The following is a 17,984-nucleotide window of genomic DNA, read 5'->3' as shown; positions in this document are numbered from 1 at the left end:
CCTAGACCTTACAACGCAGTGAATGCATCTTCGCCATAGTATTCTTTAGATATTTGTAACGCAAGCCATCAATAACACATGATTGCATTTTCGAGGCATCACAGTGAGTTATGTTACAAAAGTGTGATCAGCATAGTACCAAGCCCTACTTTACTCAGAATAAACCGCAGAACCTTTATCTCAATTGGCCCCGATATACCAGTTACAGCGAGTAAATGATCAGACATAGCTGGTTAAAAGGAATGGTTGTTTACCGCGATCAGTATTTTCACTCGATATAAAAAGTGAGGCATCTTAGCCTCACTTTTCTCCATACAATCGAGACAGTGCTTACATTTTAGATAAGCTCTCATTGATCGACTTCAGCACTTCTGCAGGATTTGACGCTTGAGTGATAGGGCGACCAATCACAAGATAATCTGAACCTGATTGGATAGCGTCTACTGGCGTCATGATACGGCGTTGGTCACCTTGTTCTGAACCAGCAGGTCGAATACCAGGGGTCACTAATTTAAATTCTTGGCCTAGTTCGCTCTTCAGTAGTGAGGACTCTTGCGCTGAACATACGACACCATCTAAGCCCGCGTTTTTGGTCAAGGTTGCTAGACGAATCACTTGCTCCTGAGGCGCAACATTCAAACCAATACCAGCTAAATCACTTTGTTCCATACTGGTTAGTACCGTTACACCGATAAGAAGTGGACGATCTTTACCATATGGCTCAAGAATTTCACGTGATGCCGTCATCATACGCTCACCACCGCTCGCGTGTACGTTCACCATCCATACACCCATTTCAGCCGCAGCGCGAACTGCTTTCGAACAGGTGTTTGGAATATCGTGAAATTTTAAATCTAGGAATACCGAGAAACCACGTTTATGGAGTTCACGTACAAAATCAGGACCAAATAGCGTAAACATCTCCTTGCCAACTTTTAGTCGGCATGACGCAGGATCAATTCTATCTACAAACGCAAGTGCATCTGCTTGGTTATCATAATCCAGTGCGACAATAACTTTTTGGTCGATCATTTCATCTCCTAACTGTTTTGGTTCTTATTAAATAAAAAGTTAAAAAAATGCAGCGGACAGAAACTCTGCCAGCTGCATTAAGAATTATTCACCATCCAATCCGCGGATTGGCTTGATCGTCCCCCATCCTTTACAGGACGGACAATGCCAATAAAGGGAATGGGTAGAAAATCCACACTTCCGGCATCGGTAATGCGGTTTCACTTTTAACTGTTCACCCACCATCGCTTGTAGTGTTGATAGGCTGTCTTTCGCTCGACCATCTTCTGCTTCTGCAATGTGGTAGTCAATTAAACGGTAGAAGCCCTTCATGGTTGGGTTTTTCAGCAATTGTTTCGTCAGTAACTCTTGAGCAGCCCCAACGTTCTCGTGATGAGCAACTAATTGAGCCAACATCAACTCGGCTGATACGCCTGCTTTCTTATCAATACAAGCTCTCAGAAACTCGACAAGTTCATCTTCCTGACCCAGATGATGATAGCATTCTGCAATAGTTGGCAAGACATCACTGATAAAGTCTTTATCTTGCTCAAGTACCCCCGTCAGATATTTGATGGTGTGCTTATAGTCTTCAGACTCTAGGTAAATTCGTCCCAAAGCAATACTTGCTCGAACACACTTCGGGTCTTCCGCTAACGCTTTTTTAAAATGCTGTATTGCCTTATTAGTATTCCCATCAGCTTGGTCGAGCATGGCTATTTCACACCAAAAATGGGCAATATTTGCACGCATCCTTGAGCGTTTATTACCTAACTTAGCCAATTGGTTCGCGTAATAAATCGCCTTTTCCCATTCTCGTGTTTGCTGATAAATGGTCACTAATTGTTGAAGAGCCGCCTCTTTGTAATCTGGCTCTTCGACTAACTGTTCAAAGATTTTCTCTGCACGATCAAGAAAACCAGAGACCATGTAGTCTTTCGCTAACTGTTGAAGGGCGAGGTTCTTTTGGTCCAGTGTTAAGCCTGAACGAGAAATAAGATTTTGGTGAATTCTGATTGCGCGGTCGACTTCACCACGAGACCGGAACAGGTTACCCAACGCAAGGTGAGTATCGATGGTCTCGTTATCAACTTGGAGCAATTCAATAAAGTGATCGACAGCCTTATCTGATTGGTCAGAGAGCAGCAGATTAAGACCCGTCATATACTGACGAGAGATTTGATGAGATTGCTTCTGCTTGTCTTGCTGAGCGCTGCGATGCCCCATATACCAGCCATACGCAGCAGCTATAGGCAACAACAAGAAGAGTAGTTCAAGCATTAAAGTTAAGCCTTATCCTTATGCCTGTTTTTCAATGGCTGGCTTATCAGCAGCGTTGTTTGATTCAGTTGGTTCGTACTTTTTCAGTTTTTTCTTTAAACGACGGACCTGTAGCTGAGTTTTCAGTTGGATGCTACCAAAGATAACCCACGCTAAAGCAAAGCCAACCACAAATACTACACCTAATAGCGTAGATAAGTGGAACTCTCCTTTTGCTAGAAGATAGTTAAAAGTCACGAGCTCTTGGTTTTGGGAACCTAACGCCAATGCAATTAAAAAGAGAGCTAAAACAGCAACGATTTTTATAATTTTCATGTTACATCACCCTTCTAGGAGTAAGTCGGTAAGATTATGCAGGAAAATGCTTCTTCAGACTACGTATATTAGCAATAATCTATACCCAAGTAACCTCAAGATGCTTAGTTTGTAGACATGCTTAGAAGTTAAAGTTATTTGGGTATAGAAAGCAGCAAGGAAAACGGCTGAATCCACAATTAGATTAGTAAACGATCTTGGATGTATGACTAACTTGGATACATTACAAAAAAGCGGCATACACAAACGTATGCCGCTTTTTTCAAACTAATAAGAGTGCATTAACCAATATTTACACGCTCACGAAGTTCTTTACCAGGTTTGAAATGTGGAACGTATTTACCTTCCAATTCCACTTTATCGCCCGTTTTAGGGTTACGACCTACGCGAGGCTCGCGGTAATGAAGAGAAAAACTACCAAAGCCACGGATCTCGATACGGTCACCGCTCTCTAGTGTAGAGGCCATGTGCTCTAAAATATCTTTTACAGCATCCTCTACCTCTTTCGCTGATAAGTGTGTTTGCTCAGCGCAGAGTCTTTCAATCAGTTCAGACTTAGTCATAGTTGCCCTCTTTGAGTATCTTTATCACTTATTATAGTAAGTAATACTAATTCCAACAAACACTTGCTGACAATTCTAGACAAATTTTATGCAAAATGCGCAATGAAGAAATGCCTTTTATTAAGATAGTTTACTGTCATTAGTATTACTACTTAAATATGACCAAATATAAAAAAGGAGCCTTGCGGCTCCTTTTTTGCTTAAGCGAGTATATTATTCGCCTTTAGCAGCTTTGAAAGCGTCAGCCATTGCGTTACCGAATGCATTGTCATCTTGCTTGTTGATAGATGCCATTGCTTCTTGCTCGTCAGCTTCGTCTTTAGCTTTGATAGATAGGTTGATTACGCGGTTCTTACGGTCTACACCTGTGAACTTCGCTTCAACAACATCACCAGCGCTTAGGATTAGAGAAGCATCTTCTACGCGATCGCGTGATACTTCAGAAGCACGGATGTAACCTTCAACGCCTTCTGCGATTTCAACAGTAGCGCCTTTAGCGTCAACAGCAGTTACAGTAGCGTTAACTAGAACACCTTTCTTGTTGTCAGCAACGTAAGCATTGAATGGGTCATTTTCCATTTGCTTGATGCCTAGAGAGATGCGCTCACGCTCAGCGTCTACTGCTAGAACAACTGCAGAGATCTCGTCGCCTTTCTTGTACTCACGTACAGCTTCTTCGCCAGCAACATTCCAAGAAATGTCAGATAGGTGAACTAGACCGTCGATGCCGCCTTCTAGACCGATGAAGATACCGAAGTCAGTGATAGACTTGATCTTACCAGTAACTTTGTCGCCTTTAGCTTGTGCTTCAGCGAATGACTGCCATGGGTTAGCTTTACACTGTTTCAGACCTAGAGAGATACGACGACGTTCTTCGTCGATTTCAAGAACCATAACCTCAACTTCGTCGCCAACATTAACAACTTTAGAAGGGTGGATGTTCTTGTTAGTCCAATCCATTTCTGAAACGTGAACTAGACCTTCAACGCCTTCTTCGATTTCAACGAAGCAGCCGTAGTCAGTTAGGTTAGTTACGCGACCAGTTAGTTTGTGACCTTCTGGGTAACGCTTAGCGATTGCTACCCATGGATCTTCGCCTAGTTGCTTAAGACCTAGTGATACGCGAGTACGCTCACGGTCGAACTTAAGAACTTTAACTTGGATCTCGTCACCAACGTTAACGATTTCAGATGGGTGCTTAACGCGCTTCCAAGCCATATCAGTGATATGTAGAAGACCGTCAACGCCACCTAGGTCAACGAACGCACCGTAGTCAGTAAGGTTCTTAACGATACCTTTAACTTCAGAACCTTCTTGTAGAGTTTCTAGAAGCTCGTCACGCTCAACGCTGTTCTCTGATTCGATAACTGCACGACGTGAAACAACTACGTTGTTACGTTTTTGGTCAAGTTTGATAACTTTGAACTCTAGCTCTTTGTTTTCTAGGTGAGCAGTGTCGCGGATTGGACGTACGTCTACTAGAGAGCCAGGAAGGAAAGCACGGATACCGTTTAGTTCAACAGTGAAACCGCCTTTAACTTTACCGTTGATGATACCAACAACAGTTTCAGCTTCTTCGTAAGCTTTCTCAAGTACGATCCAAGCTTCGTGACGCTTAGCTTTCTCACGAGAAAGTTGAGTTTCACCGAAACCATCTTCAACAGCGTCTAGAGCTACGTCTACTTCAGCGCCAACTTCAACTTCAAGTTCGCCAGCAGCGTTCTTGAACTGTTCAGCAGGGATAGCAGATTCAGACTTAAGACCAGCGTCAACAAGAACGAAACCGTTCTCGATAGCTACTACAGTACCTTTAACGATGCTGCCTTGTTGGAATTCTGTTTCGTTTAGAAACTCTTCAAAGAGTTGAGCAAAAGATTCAGTCATTTAATTAATCTTCAATAAATTAAACTTCCACGGGTATCCTACCGCATGGGGTTATTAAATTCGCCAGTCATCATCCTTGCGACCAACGCTCTTAGCCTAGTCGAGTATTATTACTCAGCTAGCTTCGATTCGATATATTGTAGTGCCTTTTCTACTACTTCGTCGATAGTCATCGACGTAGAATCTAGCACAAGCGCATCCTCAGCAGGGCGTAATGGCGCCACTGGGCGGTTACGATCTCGGTCGTCACGCTCTTGGATCTCGCTTAAAAGGTCAGCAAATCTAACATCTAACCCTTTCTCTTGCAACTGTTTAAGGCGTCGATTTGCACGCTCTTCAGCACTCGCATCAAGGAAGATTTTTGCTTGCGCACTCGGGAATACAATTGTGCCCATATCACGACCATCAGCAACCAGACCCGGAGCGGTCTCAAATGCACGCTGACGACGTAGTAATGCTTCACGAACACGTGGCAAAGCCGCAACTTTAGATGCTGCCATACCCGTTTCTTCTTTACGAAGCTCCCCTGACACGTCTTCGCCTTCTAGAATGACCTTAACTAAGTCACCTTCCGCGATAAATTGAACGTCTAGGTGGGTTGCTAGTGGGACAAGAGCATCTTCTGACTCGGTGTCGACACCGTGGTGAATCGCAGCGAGTGCAAGTACACGATAAATTGCGCCAGAATCTAAGAGTTGGAAACCCAACTTTTTCGCCAGCAACATACATAAAGTGCCTTTACCTGCACCACTAGGTCCATCTACGGTTACAACCGGAGTTTGAGAGGACATGTTCTTCTCCACCAATAGTTTCTTTTCAGCAATTTGCTCGGTTTTCGAGGCGCACATTATACGGGTAATCAGTCTTTGGAGCGAGGAAAAATGTCGTGTAAAGCATTACACCTAATGCGTAATTGGATTCATCAATAAACATAAAGTTCAACAAAAACGGCGAGAGCTTCCGCCCTCGCCGTTTTAAATGTCATGAACTTAAGCTCGATTAAACAATCGGCTTTTGACCACGCTCAGCTAACTTTAAAATCACACTATCAGCGACTTTACCCGCCACACCTGCTAGCTTGTCGGCCAGTTTTTTCTTTTGTACATAATGCACAGAAAGTACAGTTTTATCTTTGCATGCCGCAACAACGATATCATCAGATGTACTAATGTCATCCACCAAACCAAGCTCTTTCGCTTGTGTACCGAACCAGTGCTCACCAGTGGCTACTTTGTCTAGGTCCAAACTAGGACGACGCTCACGGATGAAGTCTTTAAACAAGACATGTGTTTCTTCAAGTTCTTGCTTAAACTTATCGCGCGCTTTATCGGTATTCTCACCGAACATCGTTAGCGTGCGTTTATATTCACCCGCTGTTAGTTGTTCGTACTCAATGTCATGTTTCTTCAACAGTTTGTTGAAGTTAGGAATTTGTGCGATAACGCCAATAGACCCCACAATTGCAAATGGTGCAGAAACAATCTTATCTGCTACACATGCCATCATGTAACCACCACTTGCCGCAACTTTGTCAACAGAGATGGTCAGAGGAAGACCCGCAGCTTTGATTCGGTCCAGTTGAGAAGAGGCAAGGCCGTAACCATGAACCATACCACCGCCAGACTCTAAGCGAAGTAACACTTCATCACCTTCACGTGCGACAGCCAAAATAGCGGTGATTTCTTCACGTAGAGACGCGACTTCTTTTGCGTCTATGCTACCGTTGAAATCAAGAACAAATAGGTGTGGTTCACGCTTGCTATCTAATGAACCGTCTTTGCTCGCTTGTTTGATTTCTTTCTCGCGAGATTTGTTCTTCTCTTTTTCTTCTTTCTTGACGGCTTTATCTCGAGCCTTGATGAAAGCATCGTCATGCAAATGATGCTCTAACTGCTCAACAGATTGTTTGTGTTGCTCTGAAAGGTTGGTAATCTCTAACTCCCCTTTCGCCGCACCCGATTTGCCACCAGCCGATTTTGCAATAATGAGCAGAACAATTATCGCAGCAACCACCGTGATAATTTTGGCCAGAAACAGACCATAATCTAATAAAAATTCCAACGAGAGCTCCTTTATCTCATTTCAGATGACGTTAGTATGTTACGCAGAAACATCAGCGAGAAGGCAGCGCGGTTTGTAACCACTTGTTCTGATTGATAGCATACCTAACGAAAGTTCTGGAATTGGTATAACACATGAATTGGTGTATTGTAACCATCTTGTCACGATTACCAAGATTTTCCATTGAGAAACAGGCGTTTTTTAGCGTCAATTAACTATCATGGACCCTCTTACAATAATAAGGATTTATCGCCGTGAACTACTCCGTTTCAGCTGATGCTCTAAAAGGTAAAGTCATTCTTGTTACTGGCGCTGGTAATGGCATCGGCCGTCAAGCCGCGCTTTCTTATGCCGAGCACGGTGCAACTGTTATTCTCTTGGGTAGAAATGTGCAAAACCTTGAATCTATCTATGATGAGATTGAAGCTGCTGGCTATCCACAAGCTGCTATCATTCCATTGGATCTCAAGGGTGCAACTCAGCAGAATTACATTGATATGGCAGAGACAATCGAAGGACAGTTTGGTCGCTTGGATGGTCTATTACACAACGCAGGTGTCTTGAGTTCGCTGTGTCCATTTGATCAAATCAAAGAGGAAGACTTCGACGATATCATGCAGATCAACGTGAAAGCCGAAGTGCTAATGACTCAAGCATTACTGCCTGTGATGCGTAAATCAGAAGCTGGGCGTATTATCTTTACCTCTTCAACCGTCGGCCACTCTGGCCGCGCATTCTGGGGGCCATACGCTATCTCTAAATTTGCCGTAGAAGGCATGATGCAAGTTTTAGCTGACGAGCTGAGTGATACACCGATCCGCGTTAACGCAATTAACCCTGGTGCCACTCGTACTCGCATGCGTGAAAAAGCATATCCGGGTGAAGATGCGAATACTCTCAAAACGCCACTGGATATCATGCCGCTATATTTGCACTTAATGGATCCTGCGGTTACCGATGTGAACGGTCAGTGCATCGACGCTCAACCGAAGCGCAAATAACTCATTCAGGTTACCTCACATAATCGATTGAAAAGGCAGCAAACGCTGCCTTTTTTCATTTCTCTCTTCATAAAAATCTTGCGACTTTCTCCCACAGAAATATACTGTACATATATACAGGTATTTATTATGCAAGATATTATTCAGAACTTAAAAAGCCAACACCTTGTTTGGCAAGCAAATTTAACGAAAGCAGATCCTCAGCAGTTGCAGACTAGTTCCGGTTTTTCTGAATTAGATGATTTGCTCGGCGGAGGCTTTCCACCTCATGGCGTAGTGGAGATGGAATCTATTGGTAGTATTGGTGAATTGCGTTTGCTCGCTCCCTATTTAAAAGCCACTCAGACCAATGGTGTGACCGCATTTATTCAACCACCTGCGCTAGTGAATTCTCTGTTTTTACACTACATCGGGTTGGATATAAACCAAGTGTGGGTCGTTACTCCAACTCACCCCAAAGACGCTCTTTGGGCTGCAGAGCAATGTCTGAAAAGTGGGGTATGCAGTAATGTTTTGTTATGGCAAGAAGAGCTTGAAATACATCAAGTGAAACGCTTACAGGTAGCGAGTGAACAAGGTACTTGCCCTCTCTTTATGCTTAAAACAGATACTATCAACCGCTTGTCTTTACCTGTGTCACTCAGTTTAAAACTGAAAGGCGACGAGCAAGGGATTCATGTTGAAGTGCTGAAAAGGAAAGGAGGCTGGAATAGAGGTAGCGTTAGTATCGGCTTCCAACACCATTACCCGCAACTGGTGAAACCATCATCTGAAACTGTGCACTCGACTGTGGTCAATTTCCCACTGGCGAACCAAGGTTAGTGATATGGCTCTGTGGATTTACTTGCACTTCCCTCGCCTACAGCTAGACGCACTCTTTGGTGATAACCAAGAACAACCCGTGGTGATTGTCGAAAGCCAACGTTGCCAGATTCTTCAATACAACGAGATTGCCGAACAACAAGGCATTAAGCCAGGTATGGGACTAGGCAGTGCTGCGTCCTTGTGTCGAGATTTACAAGTGCATCCTTATCATCCGCACACCGAATGGAGCAAGTTACAAGAAATTGCTCAATGGCTGTATTTGATCACATCTGACGTTGTGTTGATGCCAAACCAAGGTATTTTGCTGCGTGCTACTCCAATGCTCGCTCTGTATGAAGGGTTTGAAAACTATTGGAACAAAGTCAGAGCTCACTTATCGGAGCTGAAACTGAGTTTTCAATTCGGATGTGGTTTTTCGCCTTTTGCTGCCAAATTGATGGCATTATCAGGAGCGAACGTCATCAGCGAAGACAAATCTGCCATACAAAAAGCCTTATCACCAATACCGTTAACACTGACAGATTTATCAAACGCTACCGTAGAGAAGTTACAACGTGTAGGTGTCACCACATTGCAAAACCTGCTTGAACTGCCATTGCAAGACATCGCACGACGCTTTGATATCGATTTGGTGAACTACGTTGGTCGACTGACTGGGCAGTTTAAACACCCTGTCGACTTTTATCACCCTACCGAATCCTTCCAAGTTTATTTAGAGCTGTTGTTTGAGATCGAAAACGTTCAGTGGATTGAAAAGCCGTTGGCCAAATTACTTCGTCAACTCGAAATCTTTCTTAAATTAAGAGATAAGGTCGCTTTTGAACTGTGTTTAACACTCCACCAGCGTGAGAAACAAGAGCAACACCTTCAACTCACTTCTGCGCAAGGTGATTACCTATGTCAGCGTTGGCAACAGTTAGCGAGTTTGAGCTTAGAGTCACTCTCGCTTAATGGCCCAGTCACAGGGCTAACGTTAAAAGTCATCCGTCAAGGTGAGCCTCTTAGTGCATCACGCGATCTCTTTGCTGGGCAGAAAGGAAACATGAATGCTTTAGAGTTGCTTTCTTTACTGCAAGCTAAATTGGGAAAAAGTGCCGTTTTAAAACCCAATATTGCTTGCGATCCTAGACCAGAAAAGGCCAGTCAGTATCGCCCTGCTGATGCTACGGATGAAAAGGGGCACGCCATACCATCCATACTACGCCCAGCAATGCAATTACCGACTCCCATTGTATTGCAAGAGCAAGTTTCTTTGGTCCACGGACCTGAGCGAATAGTTTCTGGGTGGTGGGATGGTGATGAGATCATGCGTGATTACTACATTGCACACACCAAGCAAGGCCGCTGGTTATGGATATTTCGTGATCAGCACAAGCACTGGTTTCTTCATGGCTATTTTTGTTAAATCGACAGTTATTTTTGTTGGGTCATTATGAGTTACGCGGAACTATTTTGTCAGTCTAACTTCTCTTTTTTGACTGGAGCTTCTCATGCAGAAGAGCTGGTACTCCAAGCTGCTTTCTATCGCTATCAAGCTCTAGCTATAACGGATGAATGTTCAGTCGCGGGCGTTGTCAAAGCCCATGCGACCATCGAACAACATAAACTCGATATCAAACAAATCGTTGGAAGTATGTTTTGGTTAAATGATGAATGCCAAATCGTACTGCTTTGCCCTTGTCGCAAGGCTTATGCCGAGTTGTGTCGTATCATCACAAACGCAAGAAGACGCAGTGAAAAAGGCAACTATCAACTGTTCGAATGGGATTTGATGTCGGTTCGACATTGTTTGGTATTGTGGCTGCCCACACATCAAGAGAGTGATCACTATTGGGGGCGCTGGCTCAATCAACACCACGCTAATCGTTTGTGGGTAGCGATTCAGCGCCATTTGAGTAACAACGATACTGAGTACATTGCGCACTGCGAGCAGTTAGCACATGAATTTCAATTACCTATAACTGCCTGCGGAGGCGTTCTCATGCATGACGTTGAACGCTTGCCATTACAGCATGTACTTACTGCTATAAAACATGGGTGTAGCGTCGATAAACTCGGTTTTGACCGTATTTCGAATACTGAGCGAGCGCTTCGTCCTTTTAAAAAGTTGATTCGGATTTACAAACCAGAATGGCTGGAAGAAAGTACTTACATCGCCGATTTATGCGAGTTTAAGCTCTCCGATTTAAAATACGAATATCCTACCGAGCTGATCCCAGATGGTTATACACCCGACTCTTACTTACGTATGTTGGTCGAACGTGGTAAAAAGCTGCGTTTTCCTGAAGGCGTGCCAGCAGAAGTCAATCAAACCATCGAGAATGAACTGGCGCTTATTCAAGAGCTTAAATACCACTACTACTTCCTTACTATTCACGACATCGTAATGTTTGCGAAACAGCAAGGTATTCTTTACCAAGGGCGAGGTTCCGCTGCAAACTCTGTAGTGTGTTATTGCCTGGAAATTACCGCCGTCGATCCTCGACAAATCGCTGTCTTATTCGAACGATTTATCAGTAAAGAACGTAAGGAACCGCCGGATATTGATGTGGACTTTGAACACGAGCGCCGTGAAGAAGTTATCCAGTATATTTACAAAAAATATGGTCGTGAGCGTGCAGCACTTGCTGCAACAGTGATCAGCTATCGCTTTAAAAGTGCCGTGCGTGAAGTCGGTAAAGCACTAGGGATTGAAGAGACCCAATTAGATTTTTTCATTAAGAACGTTAATCGCCGAGATCGCAGCCAAGGCTGGCAAGCTCAAATTATTGAACTTGGCTTACAACCAGAATCTCTCAAAGGGCAGCAGTTTATCCAATTGGTCAACGAGATCATTGGCTTCCCACGCCATTTATCTCAGCACGTAGGTGGCTTTGTAATTTCATCTGGCCCTTTATATGAGTTGGTACCTGTTGAAAATGCCTCGATGGAAGATCGCACTATCATTCAATGGGATAAAGACGATTTAGAAAGCTTGAAGCTACTAAAAGTCGATGTACTCGCACTCGGCATGTTAAACGCCATCAAAAAGTGCTTTCAACTGGTCGAGAAACATCACCAGCGATCCCTCTCGATTTCCGAGATCACTCGCCGACAAGATGATCCACACGTGTACCGCATGATCCAAAAAGCTGACACGATAGGCGTATTCCAAATTGAATCTCGTGCACAAATGAGCATGCTTCCTCGCCTAAAGCCTGCTTGTTATTACGACTTAGTGATTCAAATTGCAATTGTTCGTCCAGGCCCTATTCAGGGTGATATGGTGCATCCTTTTTTAAAACGACGAGATCACAAAGAGCCTGTCAGTTATCCATCGGAAGAAGTAAAAAGCGTTCTGGAGCGGACTATGGGCGTCCCTATTTTCCAAGAGCAAGTCATCAAGCTAGCCATGGTAGCCGCAGGGTTTAGCGGCGGCGAGGCCGATCAACTCCGTCGAGCGATGGCATCATGGAAAAAGAATGGCGATCTCGCTAAATTCAGACCAAAACTGATCAATGGTATGCAAGAGAGAGGTTATGACTTAGCGTTTGCTGAGCGCATTTTCGATCAGATTTGCGGCTTTGGTGAGTACGGCTTCCCTGAAAGTCATTCAGCGTCTTTCGCAGTGCTGGCATATTGTTCTGCATGGTTAAAATATTATTACCCAGCCGAATTTTACACTGCATTATTGAACAGCCAACCAATGGGATTTTATAGCCCATCGCAATTAGTACAAGATGCTCGCCGACATGGCATCGAAGTATTGCCGGTGTGCGTCAATCATTCAAAATATCAGCATCATCTCGTCTCACGTCCGAATGGCAGGCTCGGCGTGCAACTTGGTTTTCGCTTGGTGAAAGGCTTTAACGCAGAAAGCGCACAAAGGCTTATTGAGCGCAAACCACTTAATGGTTACCGAACGATTCAAGAAGTAAAGCAGATATTAAGAAGCCGAAGTGACATTGAATTATTGGCTTCAGCCAATGCATTTCAGGCCTTATCGGGGAATCGTTATAACGCTCGCTGGGCAGCAATGGATTCCTTATCTGACCTACCATTGTTTCACAAGGTCGAAGAACCCAATGTTAGCTACCAGACTCAACCCTCTGAATATGAAAATTTAATTGAGGATTACGCAAGCACGGGACTATCTCTTAGCCGCCATCCAATTAAATTATTAGAAGAAACGGGCAAACTCCCTCACTTTACTCGCATGATGCAACTGGCAGAGAAGCCGCATAAGTCACTGGTCACAGTGGTAGGCGTGGTAACAGGAAGACAATCTCCAGGCACCGCCGCTGGCGTGACATTTTTTACGCTAGAAGATGACACGGGCAACATTAATGTGGTCGTTTGGCAAGCGACAGCACGAGCCCAAAAGCAAGCGTATTTAGGCGCTAAAGTATTAATGGTGAAAGGCATTCTTGAAAGAGAGGGAGAAGTCACGCACGTTATTGCTGGCAAGTTGATTGATTGCACGCACTACTTGAACAATCTACAAAGTAAATCTCGGGATTTCCATTAGTACAGAGGAATTAAGGAGAGAGATGTTAAAAATCAGAGAGAGGTGCGCTCCCTCTGATTTCACTAGATCTAATCATGCACTTTTAGAAAGCATCTGGCGTAATCGGTCTTGAGCAACTTCTACCAGCAGATCCGGTTGGAATTTAGATATAAAGCGATCACAGCCTACTTTTTGTACCATGGCTTCATTAAAACTACCGCTCAGAGAAGTGTTCAATGTGATAAACAACTTAGACATACGTGGATCTTGGCGCACTTCATGGGTCAGTTTATAACCGTCCATTTCAGGCATTTCAGCATCCGTAATCATCATCAACAGCTCTTTTTCTACATCTTTACCTTCATCACACCAACGTTTTAAAACCGTTAACGCTTCTAGCCCGTCACGACACTCGATGATATTCATACCCAATTGAGAAAGCGTATCGCGAACTTGATTACGAGCTGTAGAGGAATCATCCACAATCAGAACATTACGCCCGACCATTGCTTGGGCCAGTTCTTGATCGAGAATGTCCTCCGAAATAGTCACGTCGTAATGCACGATCTCTGCTAAAACTTTTTCAACGTCAATAATTTCGACAATTTGAGAGGCATCCCCCTCTTTGATTTGCGTGATAGCCGTGAGGTAATTCGAGCGACCAGACGTGGAAGGAGGCGGCTGAATTTCAGTCCATGCCGTATTAATAATGTTTTTAACCGGACCGACTAAGAAGCCCTGCACCGTGCGGTTGTACTCTGTCACGATCAAATTTTCTTCTTCCGCTTCACCACGTAAAGCAGGAAAACCAATTGCGCCTCGTAAATCAATCACTGGTACCGCTTCACCTCGTAGAGAAGCAACCCCACGAATATTGTAGTGCGATCCAGGGAGCTTGGTTAACGGTGGAAGCTTGATGACCTCTTTCACTTTGAACACATTAATCGCAAATAATTGGCGACTATTTAAAGTGAACAGCAGAAGCTCTAGTCGATTTTCACCAACCAAGTTTGTACGCTGGTCAACCGTATTTAACACTCCGGACATACTACTACCTAAATTATGGATAATTCTTATTTTACTCGAAATCAGTACAGACACAGCAAGGTTATATAACCAAATAACCTTAAAATATTTGGCTTTTCGAGCACAGCTTTAAAGTACAACAGTTTTAGCGTATTACTTCTCTTTGCATCAGACGCAAAGTCACGCAGCACATTGAAAGCCATTTTGTTTATTTACTTGAGCTTTTTAGGAAATTACATGAATGGCGCAGATATAGCAATGCAACATAACTCAAATTCCCTTTCTAGTAATAGGCGATCAAAAAGGGTGAGCCGTTAAGTCTCACCCTAAATCACCTACAAATGCAGTCTCAACAGCCAGGCACATCATCATGTTAAAAAGTACTTAACCTTCCACAACCTTCATCAATAGTTGACCATCGTACAACGCTTGCTTAATCAACGCGGCACCAGGCATTGTGGCTTGCTTATAGAAACGAGACTCCACCAGCTCAAGATCTTGGTGATAAACAGGTAAACTCTGCTCTTCGATACAGCGACGAACCGCAGGATAAAGCACATCTTTTGCTTGGTTAATCACACCACCGATCAAGATTTTCTCAGGGTTAAATAAGTTGATCACAATAGCAATTGCAGAGCCTAAGTAGCGTCCAAGTTTTTCAATCACATCGACGGCCAAAGGATCACCGTTTGCAGCGGCTTCACAAATGCTCTCAATACTCATTTCTTCTTGTTTAGCAAGAATAGAGTCTTCGCCATCAGCGATTCGTCTTACGACTTCTTCACGAATTGCTTGAGAACTGGCAACGGTTTCCAAACAGCCAATATTGCCGCAATGACAACGTTTTCCATTTGGGTCAATTTGAATATGCCCGAGTTCACCAATGTTACCGTGACGGCCTTGCAAAACGCGCCCATCCAGAATGATGCCCGCACCTAAACCGTGGTGGATAGAGATAAGAACGGAGTTGTCATTATCTTGAGAATGACCAAAAAGCTTTTCTGCTAATGCCCAAGCTCGCGTGTCATTGGCAATGAAAACTGGCAAGCCCGTTGCTTTGTATATCTCTGGTCCAAGAGCAAGATTTTCGACATTGTAATGAGGCATCTGCAAAACGACACCTTGCTCTGAGTTCACGAGACCAGGCAGCGTAAGGGCAATACTGGTAACACGATCAAGTTGATCCGCGTAAGTCTGAAAGAATTCATCAATTTCGTAAAGCAGGCGCTCAAGCACATCGTCTTGATCAAGCTCGTGTATCTCGATTTTAGTATCGATCAGTACATCACCGCCTAACTCATGCAAAGCAATGGTTAAATAACCCCGCCCCAAACGCATTGACAAAAATTGCCAGCCTTCATTATTGACCTGCAAACCGACAGCAGGTCGACCACGACTCGTCGCTTCTTGTACTGTCGTTTCATGAATCAAGTGCGCTTCAATTAATTCTCGAGTGATTTTGGTGATACTAGCAGGAGCAAGCTCACTCTGCTTGGACAAATCAATTCGAGAAATAGGACCTTTTAGGTCAATTAGTTTATATACACGACCAGCATTGACCTGTTTGATATGATCAATATGGCCCGGTTGAGCCATGTACATCTTGCACTCCGAAATTCTATAACGGGACAATTTTTTTACTTTGCGAACTAATTGTGAAGTGAATTAATAAATCCCCGTGACAAGCATCACGTATAAACCTGTTTGTTTGTGTATTCAATCAAATAACGAAGAATCTACTCCTGTTAAATTGTTTGAAAAATAACTTATTTTTATTCACTAAATTATGAAGTAATGCCTTTAAAGCAGCGTATTTTTATCAATAAGGCCATTGCCTGTCGAATATCTGTCTGTTTTACCGGGGTTACTCTTAATGTAAACATTCTGTGCATATACTTATATTCAAGTAGCTTTAAGGTGTGGGCTCAGCAACGAGGCTAACCTTGAGAGCGACTGCGTAAAGTAAGGATAGAGTTCAAGTTACCTTTACACACACATTCATCGGAGAATCTATGACTTCCAAATTAAGACGAACAAAAATTGTCACTACGCTGGGTCCTTCAACGGATAAGGACAATATACTTGAGGAGATCATCAAAGCCGGTGCAAACGTTGTCCGTATGAATTTTTCACATGGAACCAGTGAAGACCACATTCAACGTGCGAATAAAGTCCGTACCATTGCAGCAAGACTTGGGCGTCAGGTTGCAATTCTTGGTGACTTACAAGGCCCTAAAATCCGTGTATCAACGTTTAAAGACGGCCAAGTCATTTTGAATGTGGGCGATAAATTCACATTAGATAGTGATTTACCAAAAGGTGAAGGCAATCAAGAATCTGTAGGGTTAGATTATAAAGAACTGCCGCAAGATGTTTCACCAAATGACATTTTATTACTCGATGATGGACGCGTTCAGCTGCAAGTTACTAAAGTAGAGAGTAATAAAGTTCATACCCGTGTGATTGTCGGTGGTCCACTGTCCAACAATAAAGGGATCAACAAAAAAGGCGGCGGATTGTCAGCGGATGCGCTCACAGAGAAAGATAAAGCCGACATTCTTACCGCCGCAGCAATTCAAGTAGACTACCTTGCTATTTCATTCCCGCGTAACGGCGAAGACATGCATTACGCTCGACGCTTAGCTAGAGATGCTGGCCTTGAAGCCATGTTAGTGGCTAAAGTCGAACGAGCAGAAACCGTCGCGACCAATGAGTCTATTGACGACATTATTCTCGCATCCGATGTAGTGATGGTTGCACGTGGTGACCTTGGTGTAGAAATCGGTGACCCTGAGCTCATAGGTGTCCAGAAAAAACTGATTCGCCGCGCACGCAGTTTAAACCGTATCGTGATTACTGCGACACAAATGATGGAGTCCATGATTACTAGCCCAATGCCAACGCGTGCTGAAGTGATGGATGTGGCCAATGCGGTTCTAGACGGCACTGACGCGGTGATGCTGTCTGGAGAGACTGCTGCAGGTAAATATCCTGTAGAAACGGTCAAATCCATGGCCGAAGTATGTGTGGGGGCAGAAAAAATGTCGGAGGCAAGTCTATCTACTTATCGCTTAGATAGAACCTTCGAAACCGCTGAAGAAACCATCGCAATGGCAACCATGTACTCTGCGAATCACATGGAAGGAATTAAAGCGATGATCTCATTAACTGAGTCCGGCAGGACTGCGTTGATGATGTCTCGCTTAAGCTCTGGCTTGCCAATATTTGCCTTATCACGGAATGAATCGACACTAAATCGAGCAGCATTATACCGAGGCGTGACACCTGTATATTTCGAGTCAAAAAGTGATGCGGGTTTACCAACGGCTCAAGCAGCTATTACTAGCCTTAAAGAGCAAGGGTTCTTGCACAAAGGTGATTTAGTCATTATTACTCAAGGCGATGTAATGGATGTTGTTGGCTCAACCAACTGCATGCGCATTCTACAAGCGTAGTCGTTATACCTAACCGGAGTTAACCACAAGAACCCGCAAATAAGGCTCCGAAAATGGAGCCTTATTTATATGCTTT

General features: G+C 43.8%; 14 protein-coding genes. 5 read left to right on the top strand and 9 right to left on the bottom strand.

Annotated elements, in window-relative coordinates:
* Positions 1–330: 330 nt before the first annotated feature.
* From pyrF to sohB, 7 genes are all read right to left on the bottom strand, one after another.
* Positions 331–1,032 (bottom strand): orotidine-5'-phosphate decarboxylase, encoded by a 702-nt coding sequence (pyrF, locus tag R8N47_RS04620; protein WP_017821659.1) that lies wholly within the window; start codon positions 1,030–1,032, stop codon positions 331–333.
* Between the two features lie 84 nt (positions 1,033–1,116).
* Positions 1,117–2,292: a lipopolysaccharide assembly protein LapB gene (gene lapB / locus R8N47_RS04615; protein ID WP_005376665.1), complete on the bottom strand. Its 1,176-nt coding sequence runs from the start codon at positions 2,290–2,292 to the stop codon at positions 1,117–1,119.
* An 18-nt stretch (positions 2,293–2,310) separates the two neighbouring features.
* Positions 2,311–2,607 (bottom strand): LapA family protein, encoded by a 297-nt coding sequence (locus R8N47_RS04610; RefSeq protein WP_005376663.1) that lies wholly within the window; start codon positions 2,605–2,607, stop codon positions 2,311–2,313.
* Between the two features lie 281 nt (positions 2,608–2,888).
* Positions 2,889–3,170 carry an integration host factor subunit beta gene (gene ihfB / locus R8N47_RS04605; protein ID WP_005385816.1) on the bottom strand — a complete coding sequence of 94 codons (282 nt, stop codon included), beginning with the start codon at positions 3,168–3,170 and terminating at the stop codon, positions 2,889–2,891.
* 213 nt (positions 3,171–3,383) lie between these two features.
* Positions 3,384–5,054: a 30S ribosomal protein S1 gene (rpsA, locus tag R8N47_RS04600; protein WP_005385817.1), complete on the bottom strand. Its 1,671-nt coding sequence runs from the start codon at positions 5,052–5,054 to the stop codon at positions 3,384–3,386.
* 110 nt (positions 5,055–5,164) lie between these two features.
* Entirely contained in the window at positions 5,165–5,845 is a 681-nt protein-coding gene (gene cmk / locus R8N47_RS04595) for a (d)CMP kinase (RefSeq protein ID WP_021033981.1), read from the bottom strand.
* Positions 5,846–6,053: 208 nt separating this feature from the next.
* Positions 6,054–7,115: a protease SohB gene (gene sohB / locus R8N47_RS04590; protein ID WP_005385819.1), complete on the bottom strand. Its 1,062-nt coding sequence runs from the start codon at positions 7,113–7,115 to the stop codon at positions 6,054–6,056.
* A 254-nt stretch (positions 7,116–7,369) separates the two neighbouring features.
* On the opposite strand from sohB, the gene R8N47_RS04585 reads away from it, so the two are divergent.
* From R8N47_RS04585 to R8N47_RS04570, 4 genes are all read left to right on the top strand, one after another.
* Entirely contained in the window at positions 7,370–8,116 is a 747-nt protein-coding gene (locus R8N47_RS04585) for a YciK family oxidoreductase (RefSeq protein ID WP_005372980.1), read from the top strand.
* A 129-nt stretch (positions 8,117–8,245) separates the two neighbouring features.
* Positions 8,246–8,938 (top strand): translesion DNA synthesis-associated protein ImuA, encoded by a 693-nt coding sequence (gene imuA / locus R8N47_RS04580; protein WP_053306608.1) that lies wholly within the window; start codon positions 8,246–8,248, stop codon positions 8,936–8,938.
* Between the two features lie 4 nt (positions 8,939–8,942).
* Complete coding sequence (locus R8N47_RS04575) at positions 8,943–10,346, top strand: Y-family DNA polymerase (protein ID WP_064354174.1); 1,404 nt, start codon at positions 8,943–8,945, stop codon at positions 10,344–10,346.
* Positions 10,347–10,373: 27 nt separating this feature from the next.
* A complete protein-coding gene (locus tag R8N47_RS04570) occupies positions 10,374–13,448 on the top strand; it encodes an error-prone DNA polymerase (RefSeq protein WP_064354175.1) in 3,075 nt (1,024 codons plus the stop codon).
* A gap of 72 nt (positions 13,449–13,520) precedes the next feature.
* Here R8N47_RS04570 and R8N47_RS04565 read toward each other — a convergent pair whose 3' ends face one another.
* Entirely contained in the window at positions 13,521–14,474 is a 954-nt protein-coding gene (locus tag R8N47_RS04565; RefSeq protein ID WP_005372976.1) for a chemotaxis protein CheV, read from the bottom strand.
* A gap of 363 nt (positions 14,475–14,837) precedes the next feature.
* Positions 14,838–16,055 carry an ROK family protein gene (locus R8N47_RS04560; protein ID WP_005385828.1) on the bottom strand — a complete coding sequence of 406 codons (1,218 nt, stop codon included), beginning with the start codon at positions 16,053–16,055 and terminating at the stop codon, positions 14,838–14,840.
* A gap of 410 nt (positions 16,056–16,465) precedes the next feature.
* Between R8N47_RS04560 and pyk the strand changes: the two genes are divergently transcribed.
* Complete coding sequence (pyk, locus tag R8N47_RS04555; RefSeq protein ID WP_064354176.1) at positions 16,466–17,908, top strand: pyruvate kinase; 1,443 nt, start codon at positions 16,466–16,468, stop codon at positions 17,906–17,908.
* Positions 17,909–17,984: the final 76 nt, after the last annotated feature.

It is taken from the genome of Vibrio sp. 2132-1 (assembly GCF_033344315.1).
The sequence above is the reverse complement of the archived record's forward strand: the minus strand, read 5'-3'. Positions and strand labels throughout refer to the sequence as shown.

What these genes read in the sequence shown, in the direction of transcription:
- R8N47_RS04610 (WP_005376663.1), bottom strand. Translation starts at nt 2,607, where the DNA reads ATGAAAATTATAAAAATCGTTGCTGTTTTAGCTCTCTTTTTAATTGCA.
- pyrF (WP_017821659.1), bottom strand. Translation starts at nt 1,032, where the DNA reads ATGATCGACCAAAAAGTTATTGTCGCACTGGATTATGATAACCAAGCA.
- R8N47_RS04570 (WP_064354175.1), top strand. Translation starts at nt 10,374, where the DNA reads ATGAGTTACGCGGAACTATTTTGTCAGTCTAACTTCTCTTTTTTGACT.
- R8N47_RS04565 (WP_005372976.1), bottom strand. Translation starts at nt 14,474, where the DNA reads ATGTCCGGAGTGTTAAATACGGTTGACCAGCGTACAAACTTGGTTGGT.
- rpsA (WP_005385817.1), bottom strand. Translation starts at nt 5,054, where the DNA reads ATGACTGAATCTTTTGCTCAACTCTTTGAAGAGTTTCTAAACGAAACA.
- cmk (WP_021033981.1), bottom strand. Translation starts at nt 5,845, where the DNA reads ATGTCCTCTCAAACTCCGGTTGTAACCGTAGATGGACCTAGTGGTGCA.
- R8N47_RS04560 (WP_005385828.1), bottom strand. Translation starts at nt 16,055, where the DNA reads ATGTACATGGCTCAACCGGGCCATATTGATCATATCAAACAGGTCAAT.
- pyk (WP_064354176.1), top strand. Translation starts at nt 16,466, where the DNA reads ATGACTTCCAAATTAAGACGAACAAAAATTGTCACTACGCTGGGTCCT.
- imuA (WP_053306608.1), top strand. Translation starts at nt 8,246, where the DNA reads ATGCAAGATATTATTCAGAACTTAAAAAGCCAACACCTTGTTTGGCAA.
- R8N47_RS04575 (WP_064354174.1), top strand. Translation starts at nt 8,943, where the DNA reads ATGGCTCTGTGGATTTACTTGCACTTCCCTCGCCTACAGCTAGACGCA.
- lapB (WP_005376665.1), bottom strand. Translation starts at nt 2,292, where the DNA reads ATGCTTGAACTACTCTTCTTGTTGTTGCCTATAGCTGCTGCGTATGGC.
- ihfB (WP_005385816.1), bottom strand. Translation starts at nt 3,170, where the DNA reads ATGACTAAGTCTGAACTGATTGAAAGACTCTGCGCTGAGCAAACACAC.